Here is a 13589-nt window from a genome sequence, read left to right as displayed (position 1 = left end):
CATGGCGGTCGGTCAGACAGCACAGAAGAAACCCGATCCCTGCTCGTTCGTCATTTTCGGCGTGACCGGCGATCTCGCACACCGACTGGTCGTCCCTGCCCTCTATAATCTCGCCGCAAGCGATCTCCTGCCTGACAGGTTCTGCCTGGTCGGCGTCGCCCGCAAGGGCATGACGAGCGACAGGTTGCGCGACAGCCTGATGAAAGGGCTGCGCCAGTTCGCGACCCAGGGGGTGGATGAGGCGATCGCCCAACGCCTCCTGGCATGCGTGACCTGTGTCGAGGCCGATCCGAAGGAGCCTGAATCGTTCGACGCCATGAGCAAACAGCTCGACCAACTCGAAACCACGCGAGACACCGGCGGCAACCGCCTGTTCTATCTGGCGACGCCGCCCAACGCGTTCCTGCCGATCAGCCGCGAACTCGGCCGCACCGGCATGCTGGCGGAGAATGGCACATGGCGGAGGCTGGTGGTGGAAAAGCCGTTCGGCACCGACCTCGCTTCGGCAAGAGCGCTCAATAGTGAATTGCTCAAACTGGTTGAAGAGCACCAGATCTACCGGATCGATCATTACCTCGGCAAGGAGACGGTGCAGAACATCCTGGTGTTGCGCTTCGCCAATGGCATGTTCGAGCCGATCTGGAACCGCAACCATATCGATCACATCCAGATCACCGTCGATGAAAAACTCGGCGTCGGGCATCGCGGCAGCTTTTACGACGCAACTGGCGCGTTGCGCGACATGGTGCCGAACCATCTGTTCCAGCTGCTGTCGCTGGTCACAATGGAGCCGCCGGTGAAATTCGACGCCCATTCGGTGCGCTCCGAAAAGGCCGAAGTGCTTTCCGCGATCCAGACGCAGAGCGAACAAGAGGCGCTGCAAAATTCCGTGCGCGGCCAATATCGGGGCGGCAAGGTTGGCGATGCCGAAATCGACGACTATCGCAAGACCCCCGACGTCGCGCCCGGTAGCACCACCGAGACCTATGCGGCGCTGAAGCTGACCATCGACAACTGGCGCTGGGCCGGCGTGCCCTTTTACTTGCGCACTGGCAAGGCGCTCGGCGTCAAACGCACCGAAATCGCCATCAAGTTCAAGCAGGCGCCGTTCGCGATGTTCCGCGACACGCCGGTGGACCGGCTGTCGCAGAACTACCTCATCATCTCGACCGAGCCGACCGAAGGCATCGCGCTGCAGTTCAACACCAAGGTGCCGGGGCCGAATATCAACATCGACGGCGTCGAGATGAAGTTCCGCTACAAGGACTACTTCAAGGCCGAACCTTCCACTGGCTACGAGACGCTGATTTATGACTGCATGATCGGCGACAACATCCTGTTTCAGCGCGCCGACAGCGTTGAGGCCGGCTGGCAGGCGGTGCAACCGTTCCTCGATGCCTGGAAGAAGGCAGGCGGCAAGGGGTTGAAGGTTTACGAACCGGGCAGCGAAGGACCGGAGGAAGCCAACGATTTGCTTGAACGCGACGGCCGAAGCTGGCGAAAGCTCGGGTGAACAATGGCCGCGAACGACAACCGCCACGTGATCACGGTCGCCGATCCAGTGGCGATGGCGGCGACCGCCGCCGAACATTTGCTGGCCAGAACGGCCGCCAACAGCGGCCGCGTGGCGATCTGCCTGACCGGCGGATCGAGCCCGAAGCAACTCTATCAATTACTTGCGACCGACGCCTATCGAAGCCGGATCCCGTGGCAGCGCGTGCACTGGTTCATCGGCGACGAACGCTTCGTGCCGGCTGATGACCCGCTCAACAACATGGGCATGGCGCGCGAGATTTTTCTGGATAAGTGCGCGCCGGCGGCGAACATCCATCCGATTCCGACCGCGACCGCCGACCCTGCCGATCCCGACCGGGGCGCCGCGCTCTATCAACAGGAACTGCAGTCGTTTTATGGCGCAGACACGCTGGATGACGCCCGCCCCCTGTTCGATCTCGTGCTGATGGGCGTCGGTCCCGACGGCCATACCGCATCGCTGTTTCCCGGTGACGCCGCGCTCGACGAAACCGCGCGCTGGGTCGTCGGCGTCCCCCGGGCGAATGTCGAGCCGTTCGTCCCGCGGGTTACCCTCACGCTGCCCACCCTCGCCTCCTGCCGCGAAATGCTGTTCGAGGTTTCAGGCCGCGATAAGCGTGCGATCTTGACGCGCCTCTTCGCAGGCGAGAACCTGCCCGCCAACCGCGCGCGATCCACCGGCGAGACGGTCTGGCTGGTGGACCGGGCAGCGATTCCGGAGAATTTTGGTGGGCAGTAAGTTTCCTTGTGCGCTGGTGGTGATGGGCGTTTCCGGCTCGGGCAAGAGCACCATCGCCGATCATCTCGCCCGACGGCTCGGCTGGCGTTATGAGGACGGCGACAGGTTTCACCCGGCAAGCAACGTCGCGAAGATGAGCGCCGGCCACCCGCTGACCGACGAGGACCGCTGGCCGTGGCTGCAGGCGATCGCCGACGAGATCGACCGCCTCTCGACCGCCGGCGAGCGCGCCGTCATCGCCTGCTCGGCGCTGAAACGCGCCTATCGCGACATTCTCGTGCACGGCCGCAACGACGTCCGCATCGTCTTTCTCGACGGAACGCAGGATCTGATCGCCGCCCGCCTCGCTTCGCGTAAGGGGCACTTCATGCCGCCGGGCCTGCTCGCCAGCCAGTTCAAGACACTGGAGCGGCCGGGAGCAAACGAACGGCCGATCATTGTATCGATCGATGCGCCGGTCGAGCGAATCGTGGATGACATCGTCACTCAATTGAACCTGGTTCCCCAATGACCCGCATCGCGCTTGTTGTTTCCGACGTCGACGGCACGCTGTTGACGAAGGACAAGGTCCTGACCGATGGAGCAAGAGCGGCCGTACGCAAGCTGCATGCGGCCGGCATCGGCTTCACCATCGTCTCCAGCCGGCCGACCATCGGCATGGGCTTTCTGATCGAGCCGCTTTCGATCATGCTTCCCGTCGGCGCCTTTAACGGCAGCTCGATCGTTGACAACAAGCTCCGGCCGATCGAGCAGCATCTGATCGGACCGAGCGTGGCTCAGCGCAGCCTCGACGTGCTCGATGCGTTCGGCGTCGATATCTGGCTGTTCACCAACGACCGCTGGTACACACGCAATCCCGACGGCGAATACGTCCCGCACGAAAAGCGGGCGATCAAGGCTGATCCGACCATCATCCCGGATTTCGCGCCGCATCTCGGAGAAGCCTGCAAGGTCGTCGGCGCCAGCTCGGACGCGGCGCTCCTGCAGCGTTGCGAAGTGGCGATGCGGGAAGCCGTCGGGGCGGAGGCCACCGCGGTCCGCTCGCAGACCTATTATCTCGACGTCACGCCGCCCGGTCACGACAAGGGCACCTTCGTGGACGCGATGACCAGGCGGCTCGGCATTCCGGCCGCGGCGGTGGCGACCATCGGCGACATGGAGAATGATCTTCCGATGTTTGCCAGGAGCGGCGTTTCGTTTGCGATGGGCAATGCGGCGGACGGCATCAAGCAGCACGCGACGCATGTGACCGACAGCAACGAGCGCGACGGATTTGCCGCTGCGATCGAGACGGTGCTGCAGCTCGGATAGGCGCAGCGTTTTTCATCGGGAGGTCCGTAGGGTGGGCAAAGCGTAGCGTGCCCACCATCGAAAAAGACGATCGGCGATAGACGGTGGGCACGTCGCTGGCGCTCCTTTGCCCACCCTACGGCCTCGAAGACGCTATGCTCCGCCGTATCAAGCCTGCGTGAAGGATAAATCGAGGAATTCTCAAAGTCTTCGCGCAGCGAATCCGTTTCTCTTGGCCGGCACGATCGGCAAGCGCGAGCCGGTGTCCGACCGCCGTCTCCTCCCATAAGGCAGGTTCATCCCAGCCCGGGCCTGCCGCGGCGAAGACGGATGCCGGCTCGCGCGACTTGCCATCGCGATGGCTTGTAGCCCGGATGAGCGCAGCGATATCCTGTACGCTGCGGCCTATCCACGTCATTGCGAGCGAAGCGAAGCAATCCATAGCGCCACACGCGGAGATATGGATTGCTTCGTCGCTTTGCTCCCTTGCGCAAACGCTTCGCATTTGTCGCAGGCAATGACCGAGAGCTACTTCGAGCGCTGCATCGCCGGCTTCTCGGTCGACTTCTTCGCCGCGCAGAGATTATGCGCGGTGTTGATCAGCGCAATGTGGGTCAGCGCCTGCGGGAAATTGCCGGTCTGGCGGCCGGCCGCCGTATCGTATTCCTCGGCCAGCAGGCCGAGATCGTTGGCGACCGCAACAACGCGGGTAAGCAGCTCCTGGGCCTTGTCAAACTCGCCCGCCAGCACATAGGCGTCCGCCAGCCATAGCGTGCAGGCGAGGAACGCGCCTTCGGCCGGTTGCTGCTCCACTTCGCGGGGATCGTGCCGCAGCACAAAACCGTCGCGCATCAGATGCCGTTCGACCGCGACCAGCGTGCCGCAGACGCGCGGATCCTCCGGCGGCAGGAATCCGACCGACGGCAGCAGCAGGATGCTGGCGTCGAGCATCTTCGAGCCGTAGGACTCGACAAAGGAATTCAGTTCGGGATCAAATCCTCTTGCGCAGACATCGAGATGAATGGCGTCGCGCAGCACACGCCACTTCTCGAGCGGCGCTTTGAAGCCGAACGTCTCGGCGCTCTTGATGCCGCGGTCGAACGCAACCCATGTCATCACCTTCGACGAGACATAATGCTTGCCTGCGCCGCGGCGCTCCCAGATGCCGTGATCGGGCTTGTCCCATTGCCCGGCGAGGTGCTGCAGCACGGCGCATTCCATCGCCCAGCTGGTTTCATCCAGTTCGAGTTTTGCCACGCGCCACTGATGAAAGGCGTCGATCAGTTCGCCGTAGACGTCGAGCTGCAGTTGCGCGTGCGCGGCGTTGCCGACCCGCACCGGCTTTGCGCCTTCGTAGCCGGGCAGCCATCTGGCCTCCCATTCCAGCAGGCGACGCTGGCCCATGATGCCGTACATGATCTGCATGTTGGCGGGAGAACCTGCCGCCGCCCGCAATAGCCAGCGGTGCCATGCCGACGCTTCCTCCGTGTAGCCGGAGTTCATCAGCGCCAGCAGTGTGAAGGTGGCGTCGCGCAGCCAGCAGAAGCGATAGTCCCAGTTTCTGGCGCCGCCGAGCTTTTCCGGCAGCGAGGTCGTTGGCGCGGCGACGATGCCGCCGGTCGGGGCGTAGGTCTGCGCCTTCAGCGTGATCAGCGAGCGCATCACGAGGTCGCGGTTCTCGCCTTCATAGGTGCAGCGGCTGGACCATTCGGTCCAGAACGTTTCGGTATCCTTCAACGCATATGAGGGGTCGATCGGCTTGGGCACGGGCAGATGCGAGGGGCCGTAGGTGAGCACGAAGGGAACGGTGTCGCCCTCGCCCACCTCGAAATCGGCGACCGTCGTCAGGTCCTCGCCGCGGGTCTCGACCGGCGTCCGCAACACCGTCATGTCCTGCCCGCAGATCGCAAGCAGCGCCGAACCGTCTTCGCTTTTCTTGACCCAGGGAATATCGGTGCCGAAACCGAAGCGGATCACCAATTGCATGTGCATCCTGACCCGGCCGCGAACGCCGCGCACCAGCCGCACCACATCGGAGGCGTTGCCGCGCGGCGGCATGAAATCGATCAGGTCGACCGCGCCGTCAGCCGTCTCGAACCGGGTCTGAAGGATCAGGGTGTCGTCCCAATAGCGGCGCGAGGTGCCGGTAATCTCCCCCACCGGTGCGATCAACCAGCGGCCGTGCTTCTCGCTGCCGAGAAGTGCGGCAAAGCAGGCGTCGGAATCGAAGGCCGGCCAGCACAGCCAGTCGATCGATCCGTTCCGGCCGACCAGCGCCGCGGTTTCGCAATCGCCGATCAGCCCATAGTCTTCGATACGGCACGGCAAGATGCTTCACCGCCTGGGTCAAATCGCGGCGCGCGACCGCTCATGGGTTGCCGCCTTGAGCGCGGCGACGTCGACCGTGGATGTCGTTTCCTCGATCGGCACCGGAAGCCGGCGCCGCCAGTTCGGATGCTCGTCGATGGTGCCGGGGATGTTGGGCTGGTCCACCACGCCGAGCAGGTCCTCCAGCGAGATCGCGAGCAGCCGCGACCTGGTGCGCGCCAGAAAATTCGCCACCGAATAGAGATCGTTGCGGCCGATGGTGTGATGGCTCAGCACGTCGTCCAGCATCGCCAGCGCATGCCAGCGCGCATCGTCGGTTTCGCCCGGATCGATGCCGAGCGAGCGCTTCAGCTTGAGATCGCCGAACGAGCGCCAGCCGGCATAGGTCGAGAGATCGTGGGTGTTGAAGGTGACGAGCGCATTGGTCAAATAGTGGTCGATGTGGCGGAACGAGCCGGCGTCGTCCCGCTCGAACATCATCACGAGATACGACCAGATGCCCCAATCGGCGATCTGGTCGCGAAAGCCTTCCGGCACGGTGCCGAGGTCTTCGCCGATCACGACGCAGCGGTTCGCAACGCTTTCCTGCGCAGTCACCGCCAGCAGCGCCTCGAACGGCATCTGGACGTAGACGCCGTCGCGTGCGCTGAAGCCTTGCGGCACCAGATAGAGCCGCTTCAGCCCGAGCACGTGGTCGAGGCGGATGGCGCCGGCGTGGCGCATCGAGGCGCGCAGCATGTCGCGGTATGGCGCAAAGGACTCAAGCTCGAGCCCGACGGCATTGAAGCCGGCGAGGCCCCAGGTCTGACCGGCGGTGTTGAGCGGATCGGGCGGCGCGCCGACGCCGAGATGGCGGGATATCGCAACCTGCTCGTTCCAGGCGTCGAACCCATCGGCCTGCACACCGACCGCGACGTCGAGATAGAGCCCGACCTTCATGCCGAGCTGCTTCGCCAGTTCGGCGGCGGCCCCCAACTGGCGATCGGCGGTCCATTGCACGAATTCGACGAACTCGATTTCGTTGGCCCCCTCGCCCTGGCGCAACGCGGCGCATCTGGCATCGTCCGGCTGCCGCCACGCTTCCGGCCATTCCCACCACGGCTTGCCGAATTTGCGCCGGAGCACCTCGAAGCAGGCAAAGTGCGACAGCAACGCGCCGCGCTCGGCGCGGAATTTGTCAAAATCCTGTTGGCGGCCCGGCTTGGCGTTGCCCTTGAAAGCGGCAAAGGCCCTGCGGAGCGCCCGCCACTTCAGGGCGGCGACGCCGACGTAATCGACGACATCGCCGGCCCGCAACGGCGCCAGCGCCTCGCTTGTTTCGGAATCGGGCTGAAATTCGGGAAGCTTTTCGACGTCGATATAGAGCGCGTTGAGAAACAACCGGCTGTTCGGCGAATACGGACTGCAATCGCCCGGACGATCGTCGAACAGGGCATGCAGCGGATTGAGGCCGATGCCGTCGGCGCCGAGATGATCGGCGAGTTCGATCAGGCTGGCGAGGTCGGTGAAGTCGCCCATGCCCCAGTTGCGCGCGGAGCGGACGCCGTAAAGCTGGACCGCGAGCAGCCAGCAACGGTCGAACTCGCCGCCAAACGCCCTTTCCGGCGCCGAGATCAGCGGCACGTCCTCGTCGGTCGCAGCGTCGCTCACCTGAAGCCGGTAGACGCCATGCGGCAGGTCCTTGGGCCAGTCGATGGCATGATCCGAGCTCTCACCCTTGGCGATAACCCCTGAGTCCGCAACGATTTTCCACGCCGCCGGAAGCCTGGCTGTAGCCGGGAGCTCGGTTCGCGACGGCCGGCCGGAGCGGACCACGACTGGATGGCCGACCAACGGTCCCGGGGCCTGCGGCGGCAGAGCATCCAGGATGATTTTGAGCGCGGCGGCGTCCGTCACACGGCGGTGACCCTGGCCGTCCAGGAACTCGGTCTGGATTCCCTGGGCTTTGGCTTGAGCAAAAAGGTCCATTCGGCACGTACTTTGCACGCAAACATCAAACGGATGTCGCGAAATTGTCTAATTACGGGAAGGAGATAGACGGTGTCTAACGCTCGGGCCCAGCAACGGTTCCAAGGGAACCAAAGCGAGTCGAGCGGCTTTCTATCTCAGTTACGTCTCCCTTTCTGCAAACGAAACGGGGACGTCATTTCCATGGCAATGGCATCACCGTGAACAAAAAAGCGCAAACCGCCGAGAGCTCCAACGCCGGCGTCTCCCTTCCTATCGACGGTGCCTATCCGCTGAATCCGGATGGCACCCTTGTCGTCGAAGCAAAGGGGATGCCAGCCACTGAGGCCGTCACCGACGAGCTCTGGTACAAGGATGCGATTATCTATCAGCTCCACGTCAAGGCCTTCGCCGACAGCAACAATGACGGCATCGGCGACTTTGCCGGGCTGACCGAGAAACTGGGGTATCTGCAGGATCTCGGCGTCACCACGCTGTGGCTGTTGCCGTTCTACCCCTCCCCCGGCCGCGACGACGGCTACGACATCGCCGATTATGGCGACATCAATCCCGATTTCGGGACGATGAAGGATTTCCGCCGCTTCATCCAGGAGGCGAAAAAGCGCGGCCTGCGGGTCATCACCGAGCTCGTCATCAACCACACGTCCGACCAGCACGACTGGTTCAAGCGCGCCCGCCGCTCGGACCCGAATTCCTCTGCCCGCAACTGGTATGTCTGGAGCGACACCGACCAGAAATATCCGGGCACGCGGATCATCTTCACCGATACCGAGAAATCGAACTGGACCTGGGATCCGGAAGCCGGCCAGTTTTACTGGCACCGCTTCTTCTCGCACCAGCCGGACCTCAATTTCGACAATCCGCGCGTGGTGAGCGCGCTGGTGCAGGTGATGAAGCGCTGGCTCGACACCGGTGTCGACGGCTTCCGCCTCGACGCCATCCCCTATCTCTGCGAGCGCGACGGCACCAACAACGAGAACCTGCCCGAGACGCATGCCGTCATCAAAGGGCTGCGTCGCGAGCTCGACAATTATGCCAAAGGCAAGGTGCTGCTGGCCGAGGCCAATCAATGGCCGGAGGACGTGCAGGAATATTTCGGCCGCGGCGACGAATGCCACATGGCCTATCATTTTCCGCTGATGCCGCGCATCTACATGGCGATCGCGCAGGAAGACCGTTTCCCGATCACCGACATCCTGCGCCAGACGCCGGATATCCCGGGCAACTGCCAGTGGGCGCTGTTCCTGCGCAACCACGACGAGCTGACGCTGGAAATGGTCACCGACGTCGAGCGCGACTATCTGTGGTCGACCTACGCCAACGATCCGCGCGCCCGCATCAATGTCGGCATCCGCCGCCGGCTGGCGCCCTTGATGGACAATGACCGGCGCAAGATCGAATTGATGAACTCGCTGCTGCTGTCGTTCCCGGGCACGCCGATCATCTATTACGGCGACGAGATCGGCATGGGCGACAATATCTATCTCGGCGACCGCAACGGTGTCCGCACGCCGATGCAGTGGACGCCGGACCGCAATGGCGGATTCTCGCGCGCCGATCCGGCGCGGCTCTACGCGCCGACCATCATGGACCCCGTCTATGGCTATGAGTCCGTCAATGTCGAGGCGCAGTCGCGCAGCCTCTCCTCGCTGCTCTCGGCCACCAAGCGGCTGATCGCGGTCCGCAAATCCACGCTCGCCTTCGGCCGCGGCACCATGACGTTCATCCGCCCGGAGAACCGCTCGGTGCTGTGCTATGTGCGCCAGTACCAGGGCGAAGTCATCCTGTGCGTCGCCAACCTGTCGCGATCGGCGCAGGCGACCGAACTCGACCTTTCCGCCTTCAAGGACCGCATCCCGCTGGAAATGCTCGGCCGTACCCGCTTCCCGCCGATCGGCGAACTGCCCTACATGATCACGCTCTCACCTTACGGCTTCTACTGGTTCGAGCTGCAGGAGCGCGACAAGTCGGCACCGGTGGTGCAGCGCGCCGTGCCCGAGTTCGAAACGCTTGTCGTGCCGCTGAACGCGACCTGGGTGTCGCTGGCGCGCGAACGCGGCGTGTTCGAGCGTGACGTGCTTCCGGGACATCTGGCGCGCAGCCGCTGGTATCCGGAACGATCGCCCAAGGCGATCCGGCCGACCCTGACTTCGGCCATTCCGTTCTGCGACATCGGCGACAACCGGCCGTGGCTCGCCTTTTTCGAAACGACGCAGCGCGGCGTCAGCACGCGCTACGTGCTGCCGATGCAGATCGAATGGGTACGCTTCGACCGCGAGCGCTACAATCCGCAGGCGCTGGCTGCCGTTCGGCAAGGCGCCCGCGAAGGCACCCTGCTCGACGTCGCCACCGACCAGATCTTCATCGCGTTGCTGTTGCGCAATCTGCAGCAATCGCTGACGGTCGACGAGAGCGAACAGGGCTTGCGGCTCGAATTCCGGCCAACCAACCGCTTCGGCGACAAGCCGATCCGGCAGCCTGAGCACATCCGCATCGTCGATTCCGAGCAGCCTCGCAGCACTGCCCTGGTCGACAACGACTATGTCGTCAAGATCTACCGGACGCTCCAGGCCGGCCCCAATCCCGAAATCGAGATGGGGCGCTTCCTGACCGACGTCGCAAACTTCCCCAACGCGCCGGCACTGCTTGGCAGCGCCGAGCTGGTCGAGGGCAACGAGAAAAGCGCGATCGGCGTCGTTCACGCCTTCGTCGCCAATCAGGGCGACCTCTGGACCCTGAGCGCGGGCTATCTCGATCGCTTCGTTGAGGAGCAGCGCCTGCTGGCGGCGAGCATGCATCCCGGCGAGCGCGAGGAAGAGATCCCCTATCTGCGTTACATGTCGCAGGCCGGGCGGCGCGTGGCGGAGTTGCACATTGCGCTTGCCGGCAACAGCGAGCTTGCCGAATTCGCACCGGAGCCGACCGGCCGCGACGACGTGCAGCGCTGGATCGACGATTTGATGCTCTGCGCCGGACGCGTTTTCGATGCGCTCCGGCTGCGGCGGGAGACGCTGAAGGAAGCCGACCGCCCGCTGGCCGACCAGCTGCTGGCATTGCAGCCGGCCCTGCCGGATTGGCTGGAAACGCTGCTGCTGCGCGAGGCCGATGCCGCCAACATCCGCTGCCATGGCGATCTCGATCTCAGTCAGTTGCTGATCGTCAAGGACGACATCTTCATCGTCGACTTCGAGGGCGCGCCGCGGCGCAGTATTGCCGAGCGCCGGCGCAAGGCGCCCGCGGCGCGGGATGTAGCCAGCCTGGTTCGATCGATCGATTATTCGGCAACCGCAGCCCTTGAGCGCGCACTCAAAGTGGCCCACGATGAGCAAGGCAAGCTCGGCGCGGCGCTTGGCGAGTGGCGCGACCGGGCGACGGCCGCATTTCTCGCCGCCTACCACGAGGCCATGACCGATCAACGGCTGTGGCCGGCCGATCCGAAGGCGGCAGACGGCTTGATGACCTTCTTCCTGCTCGAGAAGGCCTTGGACGAGATCGAACACGAACTGTCATTCCGGCCGGAATGGCTGCGCGTGCCGCTGACCGGGATCATCAGAATGTTGTCACAACCGACCTTCGAGGCCTCATGACCAAGCTGCCCGCCGAGGCCTACGCCATCATCGAAGGCAAGCATTCCGATCCGTTTCGCTATCTCGGCTTGCACAGCGAAGGCGGCCATACCGTGGTGCGCGCTTTCATCCCCGAAGCTTCCAACGTGGAGGCGATCGGCGAGCATGGCGAGACGGCGCCGCTTCAACGGATTCACGATGCCGGGCTGTTTGCAGGCGCGCTGCCGAACGGCTCCAAACGCTATCAGCTCCGCGCCCGCTTCGGCGAGAACGTCGTCGATCTCGACGATCCCTATCGTTTTCCGCCCGTGCTCAGCGACTTCGATCTTTATCTGCTGGGTGAAGGTACCCACCGGCGGATCTACGACAAGCTCGGCGCGCATCCGATGACGCTCGATGGCGTCGATGGCGTGGCGTTCGTGGTGCTGGCGCCGAACGCCAAGGCCGTCAGCGTGGTCGGCGATTTCAATTTCTGGAATGCGCGGCGGCATCCGATGCGGGTGCGCGGCGTCGGCTATTGGGAATTGTTCGTGCCCCATGCCCACGCCGGCGACCGCTACAAGTTCGACATCACCGACTCCGACGGACGGCATCTGCCACTGAAATCCGATCCGGTGGCATTTGCGGCGGAGGTCCGGCCCTCAACGGCCTCGATCGTCGTCGACGAAAGCAGAATCCCGCATCCGCGCGCCGCGCCGTCGGGCATCAACGCGGTGGGCGCGCCGATCTCGATCTACGAGGTGCATCTCGGCTCCTGGCGACGCAAGAACGGCAACGAATGGCTGAGCTATCGCGACCTCGCCGAACAGCTTCCGGCCTATGCGAAAGATATGGGCTTTACCCATATCGAGTTTCTGCCCGTCAGCGAGCATCCGTTCGATGGATCATGGGGCTATCAGCCGACCGGCCTGTACGCACCGACCAGCCGGTTTGGCACGCCGGAAGACTTTTCCGCCCTCGTCGATGCCTGCCATCGCGAGGGGGTCGGCGTATGGCTCGACTGGGTGCCCGGACATTTCCCCGACGATCCGCATGGGCTCGGCTATTTCGACGGCACCGCGCTCTATGAGCACGCCAATCCGCTGCAGGGCCGCCACCTCGACTGGGGCACGCTGATCTACAATTACGGCCGCACCGAAGTGGTGAACTTCCTGGTCTCCAATGCGCTGTTCTGGTTCGATCGCTACGGCGTCGACGGCCTGCGCGTCGATGCCGTCGCCTCGATGCTCTATCTCGACTACAGCCGGCCCGCCGGCGAGTGGATTCCGAACCGGCATGGCGGCCGGGAAAACCTCGAAGCCATCGAATTCCTGCGCCGCTTCAACATCGAACTGTTCGGACATTTTCCTGAGGCCACCACGGCCGCGGAAGAATCCACCGCATGGCCGCAGGTCTCGCAGCCGGTCGAATATGGCGGGCTCGGCTTCGGCTTCAAATGGAACATGGGCTGGATGCACGACACGCTGAAATATATCGGCAAGGATCCGGTGTACCGGAAGCACCATCACGGAGACATCCTGTTCGGCCTGCATTACGCATTTTCGGAGAATTTCATTCTGCCGCTGTCGCATGACGAAGTCGTGCACGGCAAACGCTCGATCCTCGGCCGCATGCCGGGCGATGAATGGCAGCGGTTTGCAAACCTGCGCGCCTACTACAGCTTCATGTTCGGCCATCCCGGCAAGAAGCTGTTGTTCATGGGCTGCGAGTTCGGCCAGGAGCGCGAATGGAATCACGATCATTCGCTCGACTGGCACCTCTTGGGACAACGCCGCCATAGCGGCATCCAGAACCTGATCCGCGACCTCAACCACCTCTATCGCGCCGTGCCGGCGCTGCACGAGATGGACTGCAACCAGGCGGGGTTTGAATGGGTGATCACCCATGATTCCGGCAACAACCTCTTTGCCTGGCTGCGCAAGGGTTACGACGCGCACGCGCGCTGTCTCGTGGTCGTGAATTTCTCGCCGAACGTCTATCACAATTACCGCGTCCGGGTGCCGTTCGCCGGCAAGTGGAAGGAAGCACTCAATTCCGATTCCGCCCATTATGGCGGCAGCAATGTCGGCAATGTCGGCGAAGTCCACACCCTCGAAGGCAGCATCCCCGAGCTCAGCCTGACCATCCCGCCGCTGGCCGCGATCTTTCTCGTACCGGAAAGCTGA

8 protein-coding genes are annotated in these 13589 nt (G+C 63.6%); 6 read left to right on the top strand and 2 right to left on the bottom strand.

What is annotated here, in order from left to right:
• The first annotated feature begins 1 nt into the window (after position 1).
• The 4 genes from zwf to IVB05_RS10840 are packed head-to-tail and all read left to right on the top strand — an operon-like array spanning position 2 to position 3583.
• Complete coding sequence (gene zwf / locus IVB05_RS10855) at positions 2-1513, top strand: glucose-6-phosphate dehydrogenase (RefSeq protein WP_247784146.1); 1512 nt, start codon at positions 2-4, stop codon at positions 1511-1513.
• 3 nt (positions 1514-1516) lie between these two features.
• Complete coding sequence (gene pgl, locus IVB05_RS10850) at positions 1517-2272, top strand: 6-phosphogluconolactonase (RefSeq protein WP_247784145.1); 756 nt, start codon at positions 1517-1519, stop codon at positions 2270-2272.
• Complete coding sequence (locus IVB05_RS10845; protein WP_247784144.1) at positions 2259-2783, top strand: gluconokinase; 525 nt, start codon at positions 2259-2261, stop codon at positions 2781-2783. Before pgl ends, IVB05_RS10845 begins: the two co-directional genes overlap by 14 nt.
• The gene (locus IVB05_RS10840; RefSeq protein ID WP_247784143.1) at positions 2780-3583 is read left to right on the top strand and encodes a Cof-type HAD-IIB family hydrolase; all 804 of its coding nucleotides are present in this window, start codon (positions 2780-2782) and stop codon (positions 3581-3583) included. The genes IVB05_RS10845 and IVB05_RS10840 overlap by 4 nt, the downstream gene beginning before the upstream one ends.
• Positions 3584-4090: 507 nt before the next feature.
• Here IVB05_RS10840 and IVB05_RS10835 read toward each other — a convergent pair.
• Together IVB05_RS10835 and malQ are read right to left on the bottom strand one after the other, a co-directional pair.
• Positions 4091-5890 (bottom strand): glycoside hydrolase family 15 protein, encoded by a 1800-nt coding sequence (locus tag IVB05_RS10835; protein ID WP_247784142.1) that lies wholly within the window; start codon positions 5888-5890, stop codon positions 4091-4093.
• A gap of 18 nt (positions 5891-5908) precedes the next feature.
• Positions 5909-7858: a 4-alpha-glucanotransferase gene (gene malQ / locus IVB05_RS10830; RefSeq protein ID WP_247784141.1), complete on the bottom strand. Its 1950-nt coding sequence runs from the start codon at positions 7856-7858 to the stop codon at positions 5909-5911.
• 311 nt (positions 7859-8169) lie between these two features.
• On the opposite strand from malQ, the gene treS reads away from it, so the two are divergent.
• Together treS and glgB are read left to right on the top strand one after the other, a co-directional pair.
• Positions 8170-11445, top strand: a complete 3276-nt coding sequence (gene treS, locus IVB05_RS10825) for a maltose alpha-D-glucosyltransferase (protein ID WP_247784140.1) — start codon at positions 8170-8172, stop codon at positions 11443-11445.
• Positions 11442-13589 carry a 1,4-alpha-glucan branching protein GlgB gene (glgB, locus tag IVB05_RS10820; protein WP_247784139.1) on the top strand — a complete coding sequence of 716 codons (2148 nt, stop codon included), beginning with the start codon at positions 11442-11444 and terminating at the stop codon, positions 13587-13589. The genes treS and glgB overlap by 4 nt, the downstream gene beginning before the upstream one ends.

Origin of the sequence: Bradyrhizobium sp. 170, from assembly GCF_023101085.1 — a bacterium.
In the GTDB taxonomy this organism is placed as follows: Bacteria; Pseudomonadota; Alphaproteobacteria; order Rhizobiales; family Xanthobacteraceae; genus Bradyrhizobium.
This window is presented reverse-complemented; position numbering and strand designations above follow the sequence as displayed.